21 protein-coding genes and 1 riboswitch are annotated in these 22789 nt (G+C 55.6%); of the genes, 13 read left to right on the forward strand and 8 right to left on the reverse strand.

Translation table 11 applies throughout. From position 1 onward, the window contains the following. Positions 1-16 precede the first annotated feature (16 nt). Positions 17-1744, reverse strand: a complete 1728-nt coding sequence (dld, locus tag O9K67_RS08335) for a D-lactate dehydrogenase (RefSeq protein WP_061494022.1) — start codon at positions 1742-1744, stop codon at positions 17-19. Positions 1745-1932: 188 nt separating this feature from the next. Between dld and bglX the strand changes: the two genes are divergently transcribed. The 5 genes from bglX (at position 1933) to O9K67_RS08360 (ending at position 8121) form a co-directional block, all read left to right on the forward strand. After that, a complete protein-coding gene (gene bglX, locus O9K67_RS08340) occupies positions 1933-4230 on the forward strand; it encodes a beta-glucosidase BglX (RefSeq protein WP_061494023.1) in 2298 nt (765 codons plus the stop codon). 148 nt (positions 4231-4378) lie between these two features. Beyond that, positions 4379-5296: a glycine betaine ABC transporter substrate-binding protein OsmF gene (gene osmF, locus O9K67_RS08345; RefSeq protein ID WP_061494024.1), complete on the forward strand. Its 918-nt coding sequence runs from the start codon at positions 4379-4381 to the stop codon at positions 5294-5296. Positions 5297-5304: 8 nt separating this feature from the next. Next, the gene (locus tag O9K67_RS08350; RefSeq protein ID WP_061494025.1) at positions 5305-6456 is read left to right on the forward strand and encodes an ABC transporter permease; all 1152 of its coding nucleotides are present in this window, start codon (positions 5305-5307) and stop codon (positions 6454-6456) included. Beyond that, positions 6453-7400 carry an ABC transporter ATP-binding protein gene (locus tag O9K67_RS08355; protein WP_061494026.1) on the forward strand — a complete coding sequence of 316 codons (948 nt, stop codon included), beginning with the start codon at positions 6453-6455 and terminating at the stop codon, positions 7398-7400. Before O9K67_RS08350 ends, O9K67_RS08355 begins: the two co-directional genes overlap by 4 nt. Then, complete coding sequence (locus O9K67_RS08360) at positions 7384-8121, forward strand: ABC transporter permease (protein WP_061494027.1); 738 nt, start codon at positions 7384-7386, stop codon at positions 8119-8121. The genes O9K67_RS08355 and O9K67_RS08360 overlap by 17 nt, the downstream gene beginning before the upstream one ends. Here the strand turns inward: O9K67_RS08360 and O9K67_RS08365 are convergent. Continuing rightward, a complete protein-coding gene (locus tag O9K67_RS08365; RefSeq protein ID WP_071889924.1) occupies positions 8096-8209 on the reverse strand; it encodes a protein YohO in 114 nt (37 codons plus the stop codon). The two genes, O9K67_RS08360 and O9K67_RS08365, sit on opposite strands and share 26 nt — an antisense overlap. A gap of 58 nt (positions 8210-8267) precedes the next feature. Continuing rightward, positions 8268-8990 carry an HTH-type transcriptional regulator MlrA gene (gene mlrA, locus O9K67_RS08370; protein ID WP_061494028.1) on the reverse strand — a complete coding sequence of 241 codons (723 nt, stop codon included), beginning with the start codon at positions 8988-8990 and terminating at the stop codon, positions 8268-8270. A gap of 210 nt (positions 8991-9200) precedes the next feature. Between mlrA and O9K67_RS08375 the strand changes: the two genes are divergently transcribed. The 3 genes from O9K67_RS08375 to O9K67_RS08385 are packed head-to-tail and all read left to right on the forward strand — an operon-like array spanning position 9201 to position 12126. Beyond that, positions 9201-10889 carry a sensor histidine kinase gene (locus O9K67_RS08375; RefSeq protein ID WP_061494029.1) on the forward strand — a complete coding sequence of 563 codons (1689 nt, stop codon included), beginning with the start codon at positions 9201-9203 and terminating at the stop codon, positions 10887-10889. Next, positions 10883-11602 (forward strand): two-component system response regulator BtsR, encoded by a 720-nt coding sequence (gene btsR / locus O9K67_RS08380; RefSeq protein ID WP_061494030.1) that lies wholly within the window; start codon positions 10883-10885, stop codon positions 11600-11602. Before O9K67_RS08375 ends, btsR begins: the two co-directional genes overlap by 7 nt. Before the next feature lie 53 nt (positions 11603-11655). Continuing rightward, the gene (locus O9K67_RS08385) at positions 11656-12126 is read left to right on the forward strand and encodes a YehS family protein (protein WP_061494031.1); all 471 of its coding nucleotides are present in this window, start codon (positions 11656-11658) and stop codon (positions 12124-12126) included. Between the two features lie 92 nt (positions 12127-12218). Here the strand turns inward: O9K67_RS08385 and O9K67_RS08390 are convergent, their stop codons facing one another. Both O9K67_RS08390 and metG read right to left on the reverse strand, forming a co-directional pair. After that, the gene (locus O9K67_RS08390; protein ID WP_061494032.1) at positions 12219-12674 is read right to left on the reverse strand and encodes a YehR family lipoprotein; all 456 of its coding nucleotides are present in this window, start codon (positions 12672-12674) and stop codon (positions 12219-12221) included. 70 nt (positions 12675-12744) lie between these two features. Then, a complete protein-coding gene (metG, locus tag O9K67_RS08395; protein WP_061499854.1) occupies positions 12745-14775 on the reverse strand; it encodes a methionine--tRNA ligase in 2031 nt (676 codons plus the stop codon). Positions 14776-14939: 164 nt separating this feature from the next. Between metG and apbC the strand changes: the two genes are divergently transcribed. Beyond that, positions 14940-16049 (forward strand): iron-sulfur cluster carrier protein ApbC, encoded by a 1110-nt coding sequence (apbC, locus tag O9K67_RS08400; RefSeq protein ID WP_061494033.1) that lies wholly within the window; start codon positions 14940-14942, stop codon positions 16047-16049. Positions 16050-16129: 80 nt separating this feature from the next. On the opposite strand, the gene O9K67_RS08405 is transcribed toward apbC, so the two are convergent. The 3 genes from O9K67_RS08405 to O9K67_RS08415 form a co-directional block, all read right to left on the reverse strand. Continuing rightward, positions 16130-16558 carry a GNAT family N-acetyltransferase gene (locus tag O9K67_RS08405; protein WP_061494034.1) on the reverse strand — a complete coding sequence of 143 codons (429 nt, stop codon included), beginning with the start codon at positions 16556-16558 and terminating at the stop codon, positions 16130-16132. Between the two features lie 13 nt (positions 16559-16571). Continuing rightward, positions 16572-16901 carry an RcnB family protein gene (locus O9K67_RS08410; protein ID WP_061494035.1) on the reverse strand — a complete coding sequence of 110 codons (330 nt, stop codon included), beginning with the start codon at positions 16899-16901 and terminating at the stop codon, positions 16572-16574. Positions 16902-17100: 199 nt separating this feature from the next. Further along, entirely contained in the window at positions 17101-18114 is a 1014-nt protein-coding gene (locus tag O9K67_RS08415) for a zinc-binding alcohol dehydrogenase family protein (protein ID WP_061494036.1), read from the reverse strand. Positions 18115-18452: 338 nt separating this feature from the next. Continuing rightward, positions 18453-18549: riboswitch (TPP riboswitch) on the forward strand. A 34-nt stretch (positions 18550-18583) separates the two neighbouring features. Between O9K67_RS08415 and thiM the strand changes: the two genes are divergently transcribed. The 4 genes from thiM (at position 18584) to O9K67_RS08435 (ending at position 22763) form a co-directional block, all read left to right on the forward strand. Next, on the forward strand, positions 18584-19372 hold the full coding sequence (gene thiM, locus O9K67_RS08420) for a hydroxyethylthiazole kinase (RefSeq protein WP_061494037.1): 789 nt from the start codon (positions 18584-18586) through the stop codon (positions 19370-19372). Beyond that, complete coding sequence (gene thiD, locus O9K67_RS08425) at positions 19369-20169, forward strand: bifunctional hydroxymethylpyrimidine kinase/phosphomethylpyrimidine kinase (RefSeq protein WP_061494038.1); 801 nt, start codon at positions 19369-19371, stop codon at positions 20167-20169. The genes thiM and thiD overlap by 4 nt, the downstream gene beginning before the upstream one ends. 151 nt (positions 20170-20320) lie before the next feature. Next, on the forward strand, positions 20321-21373 hold the full coding sequence (gene fbaB / locus O9K67_RS08430; protein WP_061494039.1) for a class I fructose-bisphosphate aldolase: 1053 nt from the start codon (positions 20321-20323) through the stop codon (positions 21371-21373). 235 nt (positions 21374-21608) lie between these two features. Next, on the forward strand, positions 21609-22763 hold the full coding sequence (locus O9K67_RS08435) for a mandelate racemase family protein (protein ID WP_061494040.1): 1155 nt from the start codon (positions 21609-21611) through the stop codon (positions 22761-22763). The last annotated feature ends 26 nt before the right edge of the window (positions 22764-22789 follow it).

Genomic DNA, 22789 nt, shown 5'->3' on the forward strand with positions numbered 1-22789 from the left:
CGGTACGGTTATTTCATCAGTGTTTCTGTACAGTGTCAGCCGCTTCGCTTTCCTGCCAGAATTTACGCTTGCTGGTTTTCCCGATGCCGGGGTTCATGCTGTTTGTCGGGTCGTTATCTTGATAGAAGCGTTTTAGTGTTTCTGTGGCTTCATACAAATGGCCGACGTTATGTTCAGCAGGATATTGCGCTCCGCGTTCGCGCAGCAGTGCCAGCATTTTTTCTTTAAGCGCGTGTGCATCCACCCCTTTTTTGACGATGTAATCCTGGTGGAAAACGTGGCACAAAAAGTGTCCGTAGTAGAGCTTATGCACCAGTTGGCTGTCGATTTCGGGCGGAAGATGCTCAAACCATTCGGTATCATTACGTCGGAGGGCGATATCCAGCGGCAGAATATCCTCTACCTCATCGGCATGCACCGCCTGATAACGGATCGCGGCACCCGCAGCGGCAAAACGGTGTAAAAACGCTTTGCTGCCTTCCTCTGGCGTACAGACAAAGAATGCCCCCTCGGCGGTCGCGAAGTAGTCGTTTAACCAGCTTTGCGCTTCGGCAATACCGTCACCGGACATCTTTAACAGCAGGTGGTGTTCATATTTATTACGCCACTCTTTCATACGCGGCGGCAGGTGTGAAGGGAATAAGCGGGTGATTTTTTGCAGTGAACGGTCGACAAAATGCGGCTTAAAGATCGGAGATTTTTCCAGTAACGCATCCGTACGCCCCTTCATGGTGAAGAAGAACGGCATTTTATCGGTGCCGAGCTTGTCGATCATCAGGAAGGTGTCTTTGCCGTACTGTTCGGCAATGTCGTAGATATCCCGATGCATATACTCCCCGGCGATGGGCAGGTGAGTAAAGTTCGCCAGGATATGGCGGCGGATCTCCGTGAGTACTGCGGTCTGGTTGGTGCCGATATAGAACACCTGCTGGTTGGCTTCCGCCGGGAAGGTGTCCAGGCGAACGGCGAACACCGCCAGTTTCCCTGCGCAACCTGAGGATTCAAACAGCCGGTCGGGGTCGGCGTTATAACGCGCCGGGGAAGCCGCTTCGATATCGCGCACGCGGGTGACGTAATCATGATCGTGTCCGTGGCGCTGGTCGTGGTGCACATCGGCATCGGTAATACGATCGTCATCGAGTTTGCTGAGGATCGCTTCAGGTGACTGACCCAACTCAATCCCCAAATGGTTCACCAGTTGTAATTTGCCCTGCTCATCAATACGCGCGAAGAGCGACATTTCGGTATAGGCCGGTCCACGTTGCACCAGGGAACCGCCGGAGTTATTACAGATCCCACCGATCACCGACGCGCCGATACAGGATGAACCAATCACCGAGTGCGGTTCACGGCCCAGTGGTTTCAGCGCTTTTTCCAGCGAATAAAGGGTAGTGCCGGGGTACGCCAGCACCTGCTGACCGCCGTCCAGCAGATGTAACTTATCCAGACGCAGGGTGCTGATAATGACAATATCGCGGTCATAGTCGTTGCCGTTAGGGGTTGACCCTTCGGTAAGACCGGTGTTCGCCGCTTGCATCAGGATAATTTTATCGGCGCGAACGCAGGCTTGTAGCACTCGCCACAGTTCTACTAGCGTACCGGGAAAAACCACCGCCAGTGCGTCGCCCTGACCCGAACGGAAACCTTTGCGGTAACGGGCGGTTTTTGCCGGTTCGGTAAGCAGGTGAGATGCGCCAACCAGCCGTTTAAGTTCGTGTATAAAGGCATTATTTTCGTGTGACATGTTCCCCTCCTTGTGGCTAAACATGACTTTTCAGACCCATTGATAGTAGTCCTGGAAAGCGAAGGGGGGAATGAATTTGCATAAAAATCAGCGTCCAACTCTGCAAGATGCGCCAGGATTATGTCACACTGCGTGCTTTCGCGGCCCGCTCCGCGGTTTTGGGTGAAAATACTAGAGAGTAAAACGACATGAAATGGCTATGTTCTGTAGGTGTCGCCGTGAGCCTTGCGCTGCAACCCGCACTGGCGGATGAGATGTTCGGCAACCATCCGCTGACGCCGGAAGCAAGGGATGCATTTGTCACCGACTTGCTCAAAAAAATGACTGTTGATGAAAAAATTGGCCAGCTACGCCTGATCAGTGTCGGTCCGGATAACCCAAAAGAGGCGATTCGCGACATGATCAAAGTGAGCCAGGTGGGTGCCATTTTTAACACCGTTACCCGGCAGGATATCCGCGCCATGCAGGATCAGGCGATGCAGCTTAGCCGTCTGAAAATTCCGCTCTTTTTCGCCTACGATGTGGTTCATGGTCAACGTACCGTGTTCCCGATTAGCCTCGGACTGGCCTCCAGTTTTAACCTTGAGGCGGTAAAAACCGTTGGCCGGGTGTCGGCCTATGAAGCCGCTGATGACGGCCTGAACATGACCTGGGCACCGATGGTGGATGTTTCCCGCGATCCGCGCTGGGGACGTGTCTCCGAAGGGTTCGGTGAAGATACGTATCTGACGGAAACCATGGGGCGCACGATGGTCGAAGCGATGCAGGGCAAAAGCCCGGCAGACCGCTACTCGGTGATGACCAGCGTGAAGCACTTCGCGGCGTATGGCGCGGTGGAAGGCGGCAAAGAGTACAACACGGTGGACATGAGCCCACAGCGTCTGTTCAACGACTATATGCCTCCCTATAAAGCGGCGCTGGATGCCGGGAGTGGTGGGGTAATGGTGGCGCTCAACTCGCTCAACGGCACGCCTGCTTCTTCGGATGCCTGGTTGCTGAAAGATCTGCTGCGTGACGAGTGGGGCTTTAAGGGCATCACCATTTCCGACCATGGCGCAATCAAAGAGCTGATTAAACACGGCACTGCTGCCGATCCGGAAGACGCCGTGCGCGTGGCGCTGAAGTCCGGCATCAATATGAGCATGAGCGATGAGTACTACAGCAAGTATCTGCCCGGGCTGGTGAAATCCGGCAAAGTGACCATGGCGGAACTGGATGATGCGACTCGCCATGTACTGAATGTGAAATACGATATGGGGTTGTTTAACGATCCCTACAGCCACCTGGGACCGAAAGAGAGCGATCCGCAAGACACCAATGCCGAGAGCCGTTTACATCGCAAAGAAGCGCGTGAAGTGACGCGGGAAAGTCTGGTGCTGTTGAAAAACCGCCTCGACACGCTGCCGCTGAAAAAATCCGGTACCGTGGCGGTGATTGGGCCGCTGGCGGACAGCAAGCGTGACTCGATGGGAAGCTGGTCTGCAGCAGGCGTGGCCGATCAGTCCGTTACCGTGCTTACCGGCATCCGTAATGCGCTGGCTGGTAAAGGCAACGTGATTTACGCTAAAGGCGCGAACGTTACCAACGACAAAGACATCGTTAACTTCCTTAACCTGTATGAGCCGGCGGTGGTGGTTGACCCCCGTTCGCCGAAAGCGATGATCGATGAAGCCGTGGCTGCGGCGCAGAAATCGGATGTCGTGGTGGCTGTTGTGGGTGAAGCGCAGGGGATGGCGCATGAAGCCTCAAGTCGCACCAATATCACCATTCCACAGAGCCAGAAAGATTTGATCGCCGCGCTGAAAGCCACCGGTAAACCACTGGTGCTGGTGCTGATGAATGGTCGCCCGCTGGCACTGGTCAAAGAAGATCAGCAAGCGGATGCAATCCTCGAAACCTGGTTTGCCGGTACGGAAGGCGGTAACGCGATTGCCGATGTGCTGTTTGGCGATTACAACCCGTCCGGTAAGTTACCCATGTCCTTCCCGCGCTCGGTCGGGCAGATCCCGGTCTATTACAGCCACCTTAATACCGGTCGTCCGTACGATGCCGATAAGCCGAACAAATACACCTCCCGTTACTTCGACGAAGCTAACGGCCCGCTGTATCCGTTTGGTTATGGTCTGAGTTACACCACGTTTAGCGTTTCCGATGTGAAAATGTCCGCACCGATCCTGACACGCACAGGCAAAGTAACGGCCAGTGTGCAGGTGACGAACACCGGTAAGCGTGAAGGTCAAACCGTGCTGCAGATGTATGTGCAGGATGTGACGGCCTCCATGAGCCGCCCGGTGAAACAACTGCGTGGTTTTGACAAGGTGAACCTGAAGCCGGGTGAAACCAAAACCGTCAGCTTCCCGATTGATGTTGATGCGCTGAAGTTCTGGAATCAGCGCATGAAATACGACGCGGAACCTGGCAAATTCAATGTCTTTATCGGCGTCGACTCCGCCCGCGTTAAACAGGGCGAATTCGAACTCCGCTAATCCTTTTCGGGCCGGGAAACCGGCCCGATTTTCTTCGCTATACCTTATTCCTTTATCGTTTAAATGGTTAACGCGACAAAGCCGCCATTTTTCAGCTACGCTTTTTTCTCAACCTGCTGAAAAAGGCAGTAAAACTGAGGAAAAGACAATGACAATCACGAAGAAGATTGCCTGCTCACTGGCGCTGATAGCCAGTGTGAGCTTACCTTTGCAGGCGGCGGAACCCATTAAAGTCGGTTCTAAAATCGATACCGAAGGCGCGCTGCTGGGCAATATTATTTTGCAGGTACTGGAAAGTCATGGCGTAAAAACAGTCAATAAAGTCCAGCTTGGTACTACACCCGTAGTCCGCGGGGCGATCACCTCGGGTGAGCTGGATATCTACCCGGAGTACACCGGTAATGGCGCGTTTTTCTTTAAAGATGAGAATGATGCCGCCTGGAAAAATGCGCAGCAGGGCTACGAGAAAGTGAAAAAGCTCGATGCTGAGCAGAACAAGCTGGTATGGCTGACGCCAGCGCCTGCCAATAACACCTGGACCATTGCGGTGCGCCAGGATGTGGCGCAGAAAAATCAACTTAAGTCTCTTGAGGATCTCAGCCGCTATCTGAAAGCGGGCGGCGTATTCAAACTGGCGGCATCGGCGGAATTTATTGAACGTACCGATGCGCTGCCGGCATTTGAAAAAGCCTACAACTTCACCCTCAAGCAGGATCAATTGTTGTCGCTGGCGGGCGGCGATACGGCGGTGACGATTAAAGCGGCAGCGCAGCAAACATCCGGGGTGAATGCGGCAATGGCTTACGGCACCGACGGCCCGGTTGCTGCGCTGGGGCTGCAAACGCTGAGCGACCCGAAAGGCGTGCAGCCCATCTATGCGCCCACCCCGGTCGTGCGCGAAGCCGTACTGAAAGCTTATCCGCAACTGGATGCGTGGCTGAAGCCTGTTTTTGCCAGCCTGGATGAGAAAACCCTGCAAAAACTGAACGCCAGCATTGCCGTTGAAGGGCTGGATGCGAAGAAAGTGGCAGCGGATTATCTGAAAGAAAAAGGCCTGGTGAAATAAGCCGCGTGATGGAAGGGTCATTACGCTGCCATAACCGCGTGCTGTTGTTATTGGTGATACTGGCGCTGGCGGCGACAGGGTTGCCGTTTATTAACTATGCGCCCAACCGTCTGGTCTCCGGTGAGAGTCGGGCGCTGTGGCAGCTTTTTTCGGCGCTGTGGTTGCTGCTGCCGTGTCTGATGCTGGTACTCAGTTTTGTGCCGGGGCGTGGCGCGCAGGTGGCGACGTTGATGCTGGCGGAAGCGTTGGTCTGGCTGCTGGTCTGGAGCGCAGGCCGTGCGGCGACGGATCTTGCGCAAAGCGGCAGTGCGCTGGCCCGTACCTCGCCCGGCAGCGGGTGGTGGCTGTGGCTGGCGCTGGCGTTGCTGATCTGTAGCGACGCCATTCGACGTTTTGCCGCGCATCCGGTCTGGCGCTGGCTGCTGCACGCCCAGATTTGGGCGCTGCCGCTTTTTCTGCTGCTCAGCGGCGAGCTGGATAATCTCTCACTGCTGCGCGAATACGCAAACCGCCAGGATGTGTTCAACGATGCACTGGCACAACACCTGACGTTGTTGCTGGGTACGCTGTTGCCTGCGCTGGCGATCGGCTTTGCCATCGGTTTGTGGTGCTACCGCCATCCGCTGCGCCAGGGGCCGGTGTTCGCCATCCTCAATGTGATCCAGACGGTTCCCTCGGTCGCGCTGTTTGGTCTGCTGATTGCGCCGCTCGCCGGGCTGGTACTGCATTTCCCGTGGTTGTCGCGTTTCGGTATTGCCGGAACGGGTCTGACCCCCGCGCTGATTGCACTTATTCTCTATGCATTGTTGCCGATGGTGCGCGGTGTAGTGGCGGGGCTGAACCAGGTGCCGCAGGAGGTGCTGGAAAGCGCCAGTGCGATGGGCATGAGCGCCCGCCAGCGCTTCTGGCATGTGCGTGTGCCGCTGGCGTTGCCCCTGTTGCTGCGTAGTATGCGGGTGGTCTCGGTGCAGACCGTGGGAATGGCAGTGATCGCCGCATTGATTGGTGCAGGTGGGTTTGGCGCGCTGGTTTTCCAGGGGCTGCTAAGCAGTGCGCTGGATCTGGTGCTATTGGGGGTTATTCCGGTGATTGCGCTGGCGGTTGTCGTGGATGCGTTGTTCGGATTAGGGTTAGCGCTGCTGAAGGTGAAACAGCCATGATTGAGTTTAACAACGTCAGTAAAATTTTCGCCGGGCAGCGGGCGGTGAACAACCTTAATTTACACTTTAAAACCGGTGCGTTTTCCGTGCTGATTGGCACCTCGGGTTCCGGCAAGTCCACCACGCTGAAGATGATTAACCGGCTGGTGGAGCACGACGAAGGAACCATTCTGTTTGCCGGGGAGGATATCCGCCAACAGCCGGTTCTTGCGCTTCGCCGCCGTATGGGGTACGCCATTCAATCGATTGGCCTGTTTCCGCACTGGACCGTAGCGCAAAACATTGCCACCGTGCTGCATTTGCAAAAGTGGTCGCGGAGCAAAAGCAATGCCCGTGTGGATGAGTTGATGGCACTGCTGGGGCTGGAGTCGTCGCTGCGCGAACGTTTCCCGCATCAGCTTTCCGGCGGGCAACAGCAGCGGGTCGGTGTGGCCAGAGCGCTGGCGGCGGATCCGGAAGTATTATTAATGGACGAGCCGTTTGGTGCGTTAGATCCGGTGACGCGCGCGGCCTTACAACAGGAGATGGTGCGCATTCACCGTCTGCTTGGGCGCACCATTGTGTTGGTGACGCATGATATTGATGAGGCGCTGCAACTTGCCGATCATCTGGTGTTAATGGATAGCGGCGAAGTGGTGCAGCAGGGGACGCCGCTGGACATGCTGACCGCGCCGCGTAACGATTTTGTGCGTGAGTTTTTTGGCCGCAGCGAGCTGGGTGTTCGCCTGTTGTCACTTCGCCAGGTGCGTGGCTATCTGCGACACGAGCAGCCAGTAGACGGCGAGCCGCTGCGTGATGATATGTCACTGCGCGAAGCGTTGTCGGCCTTTGTTGCTCGCCAGTGCGATGTGTTACCTGTCTGCGATGCGCAGGGGCAACCCTGCGGTACGCTGCATTTTCGCGATCTGCTGCGTGTGGAGGCCTCCGGTGACATACCTGCGTGATCCGTTGTTATGGTTGGTGGCGTTGTTTGTTGCGCTGCTGCTCTGGTTGCCGCAAAGCGCCGGGGTATTTGGCGCGTTGTTCCCGCAGTTGCCGCGCCCGGTCTATTTACAGGAGAGTTTCCTGGCACTTACCGCCGCACATTTCTCGCTGGTGGCCGTTTCGAGCGCGATTGCCATCGTGATTGGCGTCGGGGTGGCTGTCGCGGTGACACGTCCGGCCGGGCGTGAGTTTCGCCCACTGGCGGAGACCATCGCGGCGGTGGGGCAAACCTTTCCACCCGTGGCGGTGCTGGCCATTGCGGTCCCGGTCATGGGATTTGGCAAAGAACCGGCGATCATTGCGCTGGTGCTGTATGGCGTGCTGCCGATTTTGCAGGGTACGCTGGCAGGCATTGCGGCTGTTCCCGACGGTGTGCAAAGCGTGGCGCAGGGCATGGGAATGAGCGGCACGCAGCGTTTGTTGAAGGTGGAGTTGCCGCTCGCGGCGCCGGTGATCATCGCCGGAGTAAGAACATCGGTCATCATTAATATCGGCACCGCGACTATTGCCTCAACGGTGGGGGCCAGCACCCTCGGTACGCCGATCATCATCGGCTTAAGCGGGTTTAATACGGCGTATGTTGTGCAAGGAGCGGTGCTGGTCGCGCTGGCGGCGATCATTGTCGACAGAGGGTTTGAGCGGCTGGCGCGCCTGCTTAACCGGCACCGCCACGTACAATAAACGAATAACCCGCCAGCATCACGCCGCTGATTCCACCGATCGCCATCAGCAGAAAAAGGGTGATGACGATAATTTTACCAGGCTTCATTTTTCGCTCCTTTTGTTAAGACGCGTAGTATAAAGGGAGCCGGGTTGTTGATAAAACATTAAATACCGAGAAGGTGGACCGGATGGCCGTCGTCGCGCCATGCCCGTAGTTGTTGTTGCTGCGTAGCTGTCGGCGTTTCACCGCACCAGACTAACAAGGTCTGACCCTCGAACATCTCCGGGCGTACCTGCGGCAGTGAATGGGGCAACACATCCACCCGCCAGCCCTGCTGGCTTGCCATCCAGCCCTCCAGCCACAGCTGTGTGGTGTCCTGCACATTCCAGCCGATCACCAGCGCGCCTTTCTCATTCTTTTTCCGCGCCGATGCCAGACAAACAGAGATATGGTTGATGAGGACGCCATCCAGCAGACCCAGCAATGCCGGTTGGGCGCTTTGCAAACGGCGGCGTAACGGAGCGAAGAGCGAGGTGTTCAGCGTTCGGGCGGGGTAGTCGCGGGTGCACTCTTTGATCCACACATGCAGCCTGTTGAGGTTGCCCTCCTGCAAATAGTGCAGCACGGTTTCCTGCTGGGCGCGCCAGCCGTTATGTGCCTCTTCCGTTTCGTTGTAGAGCAGCGCGCGTACTTTACTGACCTGCACACCGCTGTCTATCCAGCGCTGGATTTCCCGGATGCGGTCAATATCCGCATCGGTAAACAGGCGGTGCCCGCCATCCGTGCGCTGGGGCTTTAATAATCCGTATCGTCGCTGCCAGGCGCGCAGCGTCACGGGGTTAATATCACACAACACTGCCACTTCGCCGATCGTGTAAAGCGCCATGGTTTCACCTTTGCCTGCACTCTCCCCATGCTAACTGTAGCTGTTGTTTCTCGTGGACGGGCTTGGGGGTGAAAATTTGCGTTATGTATTCAATTCCTAAGATAACTTTGTGATAGCGAGCACGATTTGGCATTTTTTTGGAAAGCTTCAAAGAAACGCGAAGCGACTCCCTGTATGTTACGCGCTTTCAGTTGATGTGGTTTGGCGGGTATGTACGAGTTTAATCTGGTGTTGTTACTGCTCCAGCAAATGTGCGTGTTTTTAGTCATCGCCTGGCTGATGAGCAAAACGCGTCTGTTTATTCCGCTGATGCAGGTCACGGTACGTCTGCCGCACAAGCTGTTGTGCTATGTCACCTTCTCCATTTTTTGCATTCTCGGCACCTATTTTGGTCTGCACATTGAAGACTCTATTGCCAATACCCGCGCAATTGGCGCAGTAATGGGCGGGCTGCTTGGCGGCCCGCTGGTTGGTGGGTTGGTGGGGTTAACCGGCGGTTTGCATCGCTACTCGATGGGCGGCATGACGGCGCTCAGCTGTATGATCTCCACCTTTGTCGAAGGGCTGCTCGGTGGCCTGATGCACAGCATTCTGATCAAGCGCGGGCGCACCGATCTGGTGTTTAGCCCGTTTACCGCAGGCGCGGTGACCTGCGTGGCGGAGCTGATACAGATGCTGATTATTCTGTTGATAGCCCGGCCGTTCGACAGCGCGCTGCACCTGGTGCAGAGCATCGCCGCACCGATGATGGTGACCAATACCGTGGGCGCCGCGCTGTTTATGCGCATCCTGTTGGATAAGCGCGCCATGTTTGAAAAATACACCTCGGCATTTTCCGCCACTGCGTTGAAAGTCGCCGCCTCAACAGAAGGTTTTTTGCGCCAGGGCTTTAATGAAGTGAACAGCATGAAAGTGGCGCAGGTGCTGTATAAAGAGCTGGAAATCGGTGCAGTGGCGATCACCGATCGCGAAAAATTGTTGGCGTTTACCGGCATCGGTGACGATCACCATCTGCCCGGGCGGCCAATCTCCTCGGTGTGGACGCAACGCGCTATTGAGACCGGGGAGGTGGTTTATGCCGACGGCAACGAAGTGCCGTACCGCTGCTCGCTGCATCCCCATTGCAAATTAGGCTCTACGCTGGTGATCCCCTTACGCGGTGAGAACCAGCGCGTGGTGGGTACCATTAAATTGTATGAGGCGAAGAATCGCCTCTTCAGCTCTATCAACCGCACCCTGGGGGAAGGGATTGCCCAGTTGTTGTCGGCGCAGATCCTGGCCGGGCAGTATGAACGTCAGAAAGCGCTGCTTACCCAGTCAGAAATCAAACTGTTGCACGCGCAGGTTAACCCGCATTTCTTGTTTAACGCGCTGAATACGCTGAAAGCGGTGATCCGCCGGGATAGCGATCAGGCCGGGTTGTTGGTGCAGTATCTGTCGACTTTCTTTCGTAAAAATCTGAAACGGCCATCGGAGATTGTCACGCTGGCGGACGAAATCGAGCACGTGAATGCGTATCTGCAAATTGAAAAAGCGCGTTTTCAGTCGCGTTTACAGGTGCAGTTACATGTGCCCGAAACGCTTGCACATCTGCATCTGCCCGCCTTTACCCTACAGCCGATCGTGGAAAACGCCATTAAACACGGCACTTCACAACTGCTTGGCGTCGGCGAAATTTCCATCAACGCCAGTCTTGACGGGCAACATCTGCTGCTGGCGATTGAAGATAACGCGGGGTTGTATCAGCCGAAAGGTGACGCCAGTGGGTTGGGCATGAGCCTGGTGGATAAGCGCTTACGCGCCCGTTACGGTAACGAGTGCGGGATAACTATCGCCTGTGAGCCGGACATCTTTACCCGCATTACCTTACGACTCCCGCTGGAGGAACACGCATGTTAAAAGTGCTGATTGTTGATGATGAACCGCTGGCCCGGGAAAACCTGCGTATTCTGCTTCAGGAAGAGAGCGATATTGAGATTGTGGGTGAGTGCAGCAATGCGGTTGAAGCCATTGGCGCGGTGCACAAGCTGCGCCCGGATGTCCTGTTTCTGGATATTCAAATGCCGCGCATCAGTGGGCTGGAAATGGTCGGTATGCTGGATCCGGAAAACCGGCCTTATGTGGTGTTTCTGACCGCCTTTGATGAATACGCAGTGCAGGCCTTTGAAGAGCACGCGTTTGATTATCTGCTTAAACCCATTGAAGCACGCCGGCTGGAGAAAACGCTCACCCGTCTGCGCCAGGAGCGTAATGAGCAGGATGTTTCCGTATTGCCGGAAAATCAGGACGCGCTGAAGTTTATTCCCTGCACCGGGCATAGCCGAATCTGGCTGTTGCAGATGGAAGAGGTGGCGTTTGTCAGTAGCCGGATGAGCGGGGTGTATGTGACCAGTCATGAAGGCAAAGAGGGGTTTACCGAGCTGACCTTGCGAACGCTGGAGAGCCGTACGCCGCTGATCCGCTGTCATCGTCAGTATCTGGTGAATCTGGCGCACCTGAAAGAAATTCGTCTTGAAGATAACGGGCAGGCGGAGTTATTGCTGCGCGATGGCCTGACGGTGCCGGTAAGTCGCCGCTATCTGAAAAATTTAAAAGAGGCGCTGGGGTTGTAAATTCCTGCACGATGCCTAAACTGCGCGCTGGTTCATCATTTCCGGGAAACAAGATGCTTAATAACGATATCCTGCGCAGCCTGCGTTACACCCTGCAAGTGGACAATGCTGCACTGGTGCGGATCCTGGCGCTGGCGGACACGCCCGTCACCGTCGAACAGTTAGCCCCCTGGCTGCGCAAAGAGGATGAGGCCGGTTATCAGCCGTGTCCGGATATTGTGTTGTCCGCTTTTCTGAACGGCCTGATCTACGAAAAACGCGGCAAGGATGAGAGTGCGCCGCCACTGGTTGCTGAGCGTAAGCTGAATAACAATATTGTGCTGAAGAAGCTGCGCATCGCCTTTTCATTAAAGACGGACGATATTCTGGCGATCCTCACCGCCCAGCAATTCCGCGTTTCGATGCCAGAAATCACCGCCATGATGCGTTCGCCGGAGCATAAGAATTTCCGTGAATGCGGCGACCAGTTTTTGCGTTACTTCCTGCGCGGCTTAGCGGTGAAAGGGCAAAAACCACAGAAATAACGCAAACAGACCGGATAGCGGCTGTGCCTTATCCGGCCTGTGCAGGAGCCCGTTGCAGCCCCGAAAGCGTTGACGCTTTCGGGCAATGCCGCTTATTTCACTTCTTTAAAGCCGCGCGCTTTCAACAACGCTTCTGATTTTTTCATGCTGATGCCGTCTTTCACCTCGCCGGTGAATTCCGCACCCTGCAGGGCGCTCAAATCGGCAAAATTCACCGTGCTGTAATCCACATTCAGTGTTTCCAGCGCGTAGGTGTCCTGATAATCCACCTTTTCCGTGATGCCTTTTATGTTCTGGTATTTCTGGCTGACAGGACCGAGGATGCTTTTTGCCTCTTCTTTGCTTTTCACACCGACGGCGGCGTAGTCAAATTTATTGTTTGCCGTCTGGCGCAGCACTTTGTCATCTTTATAGTAATAGGTCAGCGTCATTTCTGTACCCTGCCCGGACCACTGAAAGGATTTACTCTGCTCTTTTTCCTCGCAGCCGCTCAGGCCGAGCAGTAACGCGACAGAAAAGAGTGCGGCAATAAGTTGACTGAATTTCACGATATTCCCCTGTGTCTCGTTGAGTCTGTTCAGTATAGAAAAAAGGCGCTGATATCAGCGCCTTTTTGATTTATTTGACCTGCTGGCCTGCTTTTGCGCCGCTGTCAGGGCTTAACAGGAAGATATCTTTCCCGCCAGGGCCTGCCGCCATCACCATCCCTTCAGAGATGCCGAAGCGCATTTTACGCGGTGCGAGGTTGGCGACCATCACTGTCAGGCGACCAATCAGCGCCGACGGATCCGGGTACGCAGAGCGAATACCGGAGAAGACGTTGCGTTTTTCACCGTCCAGATCCAGCGTCAGGCGCAACAGCTTATCGGAACCTTCAACGAATTCGGCGTTCTCAATCAGCGCCACGCGCAGATCGACTTTGGCGAAATCATCAAAACTGATGGTCTCCTGAATCGGGTTGTCCGCCAGTTCGCCAGTCGCCGGTGCGGCGGCCGCTTTCACTTCTTCTTTGGACGCTTCCACCAGTGCTTCCACCTGTTTCATCTCAATGCGGTTATACAGCGCTTTGAAGGCGTTGACTTTGTGACTCAGCAACGGCTGGTCAATAGCATCCCACGTAAGCGTGGTGTTCAGGAACGCTTCTGCACGCTCCGCCAGCGATGGCAGTACGGGCTTCAGATAAGTCAGCAACACGCGGAACAGGTTGATGCCCATTGAGCAGATCGCCTGCAGGTCGGCATCGCGACCTTCCTGTTTTGCCACCACCCACGGAGCCTGCTCATCGACATAACGGTTTGCCACATCCGCCAGCGCCATAATTTCACGCACCGCTTTACCAAACTCGCGGCTTTCCCATGCTTCGCCAATGGTGGCTGCGGCATCGGTAAAGGTTTTGTACAACTGTGGATCCGCCAGTTCCGCCGCCAGCACGCCGTCAAAACGCTTGGCGATAAAGCCAGCGTTACGGGAGGCAAGGTTCACCACTTTGTTGACGATATCGGCATTCACGCGCTGGATAAAATCTTCCAGGTTCAGGTCAATATCATCAATGCGCGAAGAGAGTTTCGCGGCGTAGTAGTAGCGAAGGCTGTCGGCATCGAAGTGGTTCAGCCAGGTGCTGGCTTTGATAAAGGTGCCGCGGGATTTGGACATCTTCGCGCCATTCACCGTCACATAACCGTGGACGAACAGGTTGGTCGGTTTACGGAAACCACTGCCTTCCAGCATCGCAGGCCAGAACAAGCTGTGGAAATAAACGATGTCTTTACCGATAAAGTGATACAGCTCGGCGTCGGACTCTTTCTTCCACCAGTCATCAAAGTTCAGATCGCTGCGTTTGTCACACAGGTTTTTGAACGACCCCATGTAGCCGATCGGCGCGTCCAGCCAGACGTAGAAATATTTGCCCGGCGCATTCGGGATTTCGAAACCGAAGTAGGGCGCATCGCGGGAGATATCCCACTGTTGCAGGCCAGATTCGAACCACTCCTGCATTTTGTTAGCCACTTGCTCCTGCAGCGCGCCGCTACGGGTCCATGCTTGCAGCATTTCGCTGAAAGAGGGCAGATCAAAGAAGAAGTGTTCAGAGTCACGCATCACCGGGGTCGCGCCGGAAACCACGGATTTCGGTTCGATAAGCTCGGTCGGGCTGTAGGTCGCGCCACACACTTCGCAGTTATCGCCGTACTGATCCGGTGATTTACATTTCGGGCAGGTACCTTTTACAAAACGGTCCGGCAGGAACATGCCTTTTTCCGGATCGTAAAGCTGAGAGATGGTGCGGTTTTTAATAAAGCCGTTCTCTTTCAGGCGCGTGTAAATCAGCTCCGACAGCTCGCGGTTCTCGTCGCTGTGCGTGGAGTGATAGTTGTCGTAGCTGATATTGAAGCCAGCGAAATCGGTCTGATGCTCCTGACTCATTTCGGCAATCATCTGCTCCGGCGTGATGCCAAGCTGCTGTGCTTTCAGCATGATCGGCGTACCGTGCGCATCGTCGGCGCAGATGAAATTGACCTGATGGCCGCGCATTCGCTGGTAACGGACCCAGACATCAGCCTGGATGTGCTCCAGCATATGGCCGAGGTGGATGGAGCCGTTGGCGTACGGCAAAGCGCACGTTACCAGAATTTTCTTCGCGACTTGAGTCATAGTGGGCATTACATCTTCTTGAGAAAAAGGGGTATCGATAGTACCAAAAGGGGAACAATCGCGCCAAGCGATAAGGGCATTAATCCATAAATGGATAATTATTACCCCCAGGGTAAACTGAGTGGCTACAATGTCGTTTTCAGAACAACTACAAAGGAGTCGGGATGAGTTCGCAATCCCAGGCCAAATCCCCGGAAGCCTTACGTGCGATGGTCGCCGGGACGCTGGCAAATTTTCAGCACCCAACCCTGAAGCACAATCTCACCGCGCTGAAAGCGCTGCACCATGTCGCCTGGCTGGACGAGACCCTGCATATCGAACTGGTTATGCCGTTTGTCTGGCGCAGTGCATTTGGCGAATTGCAGACGCAATGTAGCGCGGAGCTGCTGCGCATAACAGGTGCGCAAGCCATTGACTGGAAACTCTCTTACAACATCGCCACGTTAAAACGCGTGAAAAATCAGCCGGGCGTTAACGGTGTGAAGAACATCATTGCCGTCAGCTCTGGCAAAGGCGGGGTAGGGAAGTCGTCGACGGCGGTTAACCTGGCGCTGGCGCTGTCGGCGGAAGGGGCGAAAGTCGGTATTCTCGATGCCGATATTTACGGGCCATCTATTCCGGTAATGCTGGGAGCGGAAGATCAGCGTCCCACTTCGCCAGACGGTACGCATATGGCGCCGATCATGGCGCACGGGTTGGCAACCAACTCTATCGGTTATCTGGTGACCGACGATAACGCCATGGTCTGGCGTGGCCCGATGGCCAGCAAGGCGCTGCTGCAACTGTTGCAGGAGTCGATGTGGCCGGATCTGGATTATCTGGTGCTGGATATGCCGCCAGGCACCGGTGACATCCAACTGACGCTGGCGCAAAACATCCCGGTGACGGGCGCGCTGGTGGTGACCACGCCGCAGGATATCGCGCTGATTGATGCCAAAAAAGGCATCGTCATGTTTGAGAAAGTTGAGGTGCCAGTGCTGGGCATCGTGGAAAACATGAGCGTGCATATTTGCAGCCATTGCGGTCACCATGAACCGATTTTTGGCACCGGCGGCGCAGAGAAACTGGCGCAGCAATACCATACGCAGCTGTTAGGTCAGTTGCCGCTGCACATCACGTTACGTGAAGATCTCGATAAAGGCACGCCCACCGTGGTCAGCCGCCCGGACAGCGAGTTTACCGCGCTGTACCGCCAGCTTGCCGGGCGCGTTGCCGCGCAGCTTTACTGGCAGGGTGAAGTGATCCCAGGCGATATTGCTTTCCGCGCCGTGTAAAAATAGAGGCCTGATGGCGTTGAGCGCATCAGGCCTGGAGAAACAGATTGGCGTCAGGGGGTAAATCTGGCCGCCGACGATCACGGTTTCAGCACATAGTGCATCAACAAATAGTCCCCTTGCGGCGAGACGCCCTGTGCTTCGACATGCCAGCCGTGGCGCTGATAGAATTTCAGCGCCCCTTCGTTAAGCGACAAACACTTCAGCGCCCCGGTGTGGGTAAACGTTGACTGCGCATGCTTGAGCAATGCGCTACCCACGCCTCTCCCCTGAAAGTCCGGATCCACAAAAAGGTTGTGCAGGAAATTATCGTTCTCATAGACTGAGGCGAACCCCATCCGGTGCCCATCCTCTTCCGCTACCCAGATGGCTTCACCGAGGGTGACAGCGTCGAAATCTTCCAGCTGCCACGCACTGCTGTCGAGCCACGTCCAACTGCTTTTTCGGGCGCGCAAATAGAGGGTGCGTAAAAATGGCCGATCGCTTTCCTGCCAGCGGCGGATATTCACAGGTGTTCCTTACTTAGCGGTGGTAGAAGATGTCGCCATTATAGGCTTTGAGAATTTTACCGTCAGCGTCGGTAATGAGCACATAGTTACCGCCCATATAGGTCCAGTGGCTGCCGGCATCGGGTGCGGGCAGGTTACGCAACTGCCACTGTTTGATGTTGTACTCCTGGCTGCGGTACATTTCCGGTACCACATCGCCAATGTGGAATTTCGTGAAGTCAGCGACGAATTCGTTAATCTCGTACGATTGCGGCCCTGTAGCAGCGGTGGTTTGCGGTGCGGCAAACGCGGAACTGGCGGTTGCCAACAGGGCGCCCAGAAGCATCATTTTTGTTTTACGCATACTCTCTCCAGGTTGTTCTTATCCATTTCACGTAGTTGCATAAATTCGCAGGTCATCATTGCTGTTAACTTACGGCTGAGCAACAACGAAAAAATAACGCTTTGGTAAAAAGTGTAAGCAAACCCAGGAGAAAGCAGGAAAAGCGGACACCGGTTTTGGCTATCCGCTTGTAACGTTTGAGAATAATCCTGGCAAGAGATCAGTTGTCAAAGCCTTCCAGCACGATTTTACCCACCGCGCGCTGGCTTTCGAGCAGCGCATGAGCTTTACGCAGGTTTGCGGCGTTAATCGCGCCAAAGTGTTCGCCAAGGGTGGTTTTTAACACGCCCTCATCAATCAACGTTGCCACGCGGGTTAGCAACTGATGCTGGGCAATGATGTCCGCCGTGGTGAACATGGAGCGGGTAAACATAAACTCCCAGTGCAGTGAAATGCTTTTAACTTTCAGCGGCAGCGCGTCAAGGCTTTGCGGGTCGTCAATCAGCGCCAGCTTGCCTTGGGGTTGTAGCGCATTGATCAATTGCTGGTAGTGATCCTCGGTGTTTGTCAGGCTGGCGACATGGCTAACCTGTTTGATGCCAATACGCGCCAGCTCTTCCGTCAGTGGCTTGCTATGGTCAATCACATAATGCGCGCCGCGCTCCTTCACCCACTGCTGGCTGGCAGGTCGCGACGCGGTGCCAATCACCGTCAGACGTGTCAGCTTACGTGCCAGTTGTGTGAGGATAGATCCGACACCGCCTGCCGCGCCAACAATCAACAACACGTCGCCTTCGTTACCCTTTTCCTGCACGCCCAGACGATCGAACAGCAATTCCCAGGCCGTAATGGCCGTTAAGGGCAGGGCGGCGGCGGATGCGTTATCCAGTGTTTTCGGTTTCAGCGCTGCAATACGTTCATCCACTAATTGATATTCGCTATTACTGCCCGGACGGGTTAGCGCCCCGGCGTACCAGACTTCATCTCCTGGCTGAAAAAGGGTCACGGCTTCGCCCACCGCTTTCACGACGCCCACGGCGTCCCAGCCCAGTACACGTGGCGTATCGGCGTTGAAACCGGCGCGAACTTTGGTATCTACCGGGTTAACAGACACGGCCTTGACTTCAATCAGCAGGTCGTGGCCGTGGGCCTCAGGTTGTGGCAGGTCGATGTCGGTGAGGAAATCCAGGTTGCTGCCGTGCCGGGCAGCGTGGGTAATGGCGATAGCTTTCATACATACTCCGTTAACACAGGGTTTCTGTTGATACCAATAAGGGTAGACAACCCCTTAGTGATGAAAAACCCGTAAAACGGAGCAGCACTTATACGGCAAAAGAGAAAATCAGGGTGTCGGTCTTAGCGTGTTCGATCTGCTAATGAGGATAGGGCACCGGCAGATGCGCTGCTGGCCTGACCCACATCACTGATTTCTCTGCTGCAACCTGCCGCGGGCGATGCACGTATCGTTGTCGCTGGCGGGGCCTCTTCGCTGCCGCTTCACCCGCGGCAGGTTATTTAACCCGCTTGTGTTCACCTGTCCATTCCCTTAATCTGCTGACCGGGACGCACTGTCCTTTTGACTCGGGGTGCCCTTCTTTGTGAAGGCTGAGAAATACCCGTATTACCTGATCTGGATAATGCCAGCGTAGGGAAGTCAGATGCCTGCCCGGCATCCCTTCTTCACGCCGGGCAGGAGCGAATTTATGCAACCTGACCTGCTTGATCGTGCGCAAACCGCGCACGCGTTACAGCAATTCCGCCGCCGTTCTCCGCTTGTACACTGCATGACCAATGACGTTGTGCAAACCTTCACTGCCAACGTATTGTTAGCGCTGGGCGCGTCGCCTGCGATGGTGATTGAACCCGAAGAAGCGCAGCAATTCAGCGCCATTGCCGATGCGTTATTGATTAACGTCGGGACGTTAACCCGTGAACGCGCCGATGCGATGCGTGCGGCGATTGACAGCGCGCGAGCGGCGGGCACGCCCTGGACACTGGACCCCGTTGCTGTCGGTGCGCTGACGTTCCGCACGCAGTTCTGCCAACAGCTTCTCACTTTGCAACCCGCCGCCATTCGCGGTAATGCCTCGGAGATCCTTGCACTGGCCGGAATGAGTGCAGGTGGGCGCGGCGTGGACACGACCGATACCGCCAGCACGGCGCTGCCAGCGGCACAAATGCTTGCACGGCAAACCGGTGCGATTGTGGCCGTGACCGGGGAGGTGGATTACATCACGGACGGTGAGCGCACCCTGATGGTCACCGGCGGTGATGCGCTGATGACGCGCGTTGTCGGCACCGGCTGTGCCTTGTCGGCGGTGGTGGCCGCCAGTTGTGCACTGGAAGGCAATCGGCTGGTCAATGTGGCGGCAGCTTGTGCTTTTATGGCGCGAGCGGGCAGTCTGGCGGTAACGAAGAGCACAGGACCGGGGAGTTTTGTGGCTGAATTTCTCGATGCGCTGTATGCGCTGAACGGGGAGGGGCTGCAATGAAACGGATCAACGCTTTAACCATTGCCGGTACCGACCCCAGCGGTGGTGCCGGGATCCAGGCTGACCTGAAGACTTTTTCCGCGTTAGGGGCTTATGGCTGCTCGGTGATCACTGCGCTGGTAGCGCAAAACACTTGCGGGGTTCAGTCGGTCTATCGCATTGAACCGGATTTTGTCGCCGCGCAGCTCGATTCCGTGTTGAGTGATGTTCGCATTGATACCACCAAAATCGGCATGCTGGCGGAGACCGACATCGTTGAAGCGGTGGCGGAACGCCTGCAACGCTACCGGGTGCGCAATGTGGTGCTGGACACCGTTATGCTCGCCAAGAGCGGTGACCCGTTGTTATCGCCATCGGCGGTGTCGGCGCTGCGTCAGCATTTACTGCCGCAGGTTTCACTTATTACACCCAATTTACCGGAAGCCGCCGCGCTGCTGGATGCCCCGCATGCCCGGACAGAAAAAGAGATGCGTGCACAGGGGGAAGCGTTGCTGGCCTTAGGCTGCGAAGCGGTATTGATGAAAGGCGGGCATCTGGATGATGCCGAAAGCCCGGACTGGCTCTTCACCCGCGATGGCGCACAGCGCTTTACGACGCCACGCGTGGCAACGAAGAATACCCACGGTACGGGATGTACGCTCTCTGCAGCGCTGGCGGCGCTGCGCCCACGTCATAACGACTGGGCCGCGACCGTGGCGGACGCGAAAAACTGGCTCACAGCGGCGCTGGCGCAGGCGGACTCGCTGGAGGTGGGGCACGGCATCGGGCCGGTGCACCATTTCCATCAGTGGTGGTAAACGCACATACGAAACGTGCCAGCAGATTATGCTGAAAAAAAGCGTCGTCGGTGGAAAATTGCGCGTATGAGGGCCAGGATTATCTCTGCCCGGCGAAAGTCGGGTAAGGACAATCCATTTCGCCTTGCGCGAAGTTTACGGGAGCATAGCTATGACTGATATCGTGCAGCTACTTGGCAAAGACGCCGACAGCCTTCTGCAACACCGTTGTATGACCATCCCCGCCGACCAGCTCTATCTGCCAGGAAACGATTATGTTGATCGCGTGATGGTGGACAACAACCGTCCGCCTGCGGTGTTGCGTAATATGCAGACGCTTTATAATCATGGGCGTCTGGCCGGAACCGGGTATCTGTCGATTTTGCCGGTAGACCAGGGGATCGAACACTCAGCAGGCGCCTCGTTCGCGGCGAACCCGCTCTATTTCGATCCGAAAAACATCGTTGAGCTGGCGATCGAAGCGGGCTGTAACTGCGTCGCCTCCACCTACGGCGTGCTGGCTTCTGTCTCCCGTCGTTATGCACACCGTATCCCTTTCCTGGTGAAACTTAACCACAACGAAACCCTGAGCTATCCCACGGAATATGACCAGACGCTGTACGCCAGTGTGGAACAGGCGTTCAACATGGGTGCCGTGGCGGTTGGGGCGACCATCTATTTTGGTTCGCAGGAGTCTCGCCGGCAGATTGAAGAGATCTCGGCGGCGTTTGAGCGCGCCCATGAGTTGGGAATGGTCACCGTATTGTGGGCTTACCTGCGCAACTCCGCGTTCAAAAAAGAGGGCGTGGATTACCATGTGTCCGCGGACTTAACCGGTCAGGCGAACCATATTGCCGCGACCATCGGCGCGGATATCGTGAAGCAGAAAATGGCGGAAAACAATGGCGGCTATAAAGCGGTGAACTTCGGTTACACCGATGAGCGTGTCTACAGCAAGCTGACCAGTGATAACCCCATTGACCTGGTGCGTTACCAACTGGCGAACTGCTATATGGGCCGCGCCGGGCTGATTAACTCCGGTGGCGCAGCGGGAGGCGATACCGATCTCAGCGATGCCGTGCGCACTGCGGTTATTAATAAACGCGCCGGTGGTATGGGACTGATCCTTGGGCGCAAAGCCTTCAAGAAAAGCATGACGGACGGCGTGAAGTTGATTAACGCCGTGCAGGATGTCTACCTGGATGACAAAGTAACCATTGCCTGATGACGGTTATCCCCTCTCAATGAGAGGGGATAAAAACGTAAAACTCACTTTCCATTCATTCAAACACCTTTCCCGCTCTTCATCGCGTTTGCGAAACTTTTTGTGAAAACTGTCACGCAGTGTCATGCGCATGCCCAAAAAAAGGCCAATGCATAGCGGAAATTGTCCGAGGATGTGACATATTTTTGTGCATATATTCTGTTATGAAACGGCTTTTCAAAAAAAAGGACATGCAATGAAAATAGAATCTGTAAACGTCACCGTTTTTCAGCATCCCACACGACGGGTTTCCGACAGCGCCGGACACTCGCATCCGGGGCCGGAAAGCCAGGCGAAAATGGCGATGCTGACGATTACCGCAGACGATGGCAGCAAAGGGTATGCGTTTGCGCCGCCGGAAGTGGTGCGTCCCTTTGTGCTTAATGCCTTTTTCCGCAAAGTGATGGTGGGTCAGGATCCGTTTCACCGCGAACGCATCTGGCAGGATTTGGTGCACTGGCAGCGCGGTAGTGCCCATCAATTGACCGAACGTGCGCTGTCGTTCGTTGAACAGGCGCTGTGGGATTTGATGGGCCGCAAACTCAATATGCCGGTGTATAAACTGCTCGGCGGCTACCGCGATAAAGTGCCGGCCTATGGCAGCACCATGTGCGGTGACGAGCTTGAAGGCGGTCTCTCCACCCCGGAAGCGTACGCGGCATTTGCTGAAAAGCTGGTAGCGCGCGGCTACAAAGCCATCAAACTGCACACCTGGATGCCGCCCGTTAAATTCGCGCCTGATCCGAAAATGGACGTGAAAGCCTGCGCCACGGTGCGCGAAGCGGTCGGGCCGGATATCGATTTAATGATTGATGGTTATCACTGGTACAGCCGTACCGACGCGCTGTACATCGGCAAGGAGCTGGAAAAACTCAACTTTGCCTGGTTCGAAGAGCCGATGGCAGAAGAGAGCATGTCGTCGTATGTCTGGCTGGCGGAAAATCTGTCGATTCCGATTATCGGACCGGAAAGCCTGGGCGGTAAGCATCACAGCCGCGCTGATTGGATCAAAGCGGGCGCATGCGACATCCTGCGCGCCGGGGCCAATGGTGTCGGTGGGATCTCGCCCACGCTGAAAGTGGCAAATCTGGCGGAATCGTTCGGCATGGACTGCGAAGTTCACGGCAATGGTGCGGCAAGCCTCGCGGTGATAGGCGCGATCCGTAATTGCCGTTGGTATGAACGCGGTTTGCTGCACCCGTTCCTAGATTACGATCAACCGGCGGCGTATCTCAATTCTCTTATCGACCCGATGGACGAAGAGGGTTTTGTCCATTTGCCGCAGCGTCCGGGGCTCGGCGAAGACATTAATTTTGCGTATATCGAAGCCAATACCCTCAGTCACGACTGATAAAAAATAATAAATGCCCGAGGGTA

The organism is Kosakonia oryzendophytica (assembly GCF_027886705.1).
Classification (GTDB): domain Bacteria; phylum Pseudomonadota; class Gammaproteobacteria; order Enterobacterales; family Enterobacteriaceae; genus Kosakonia; species Kosakonia oryzendophytica.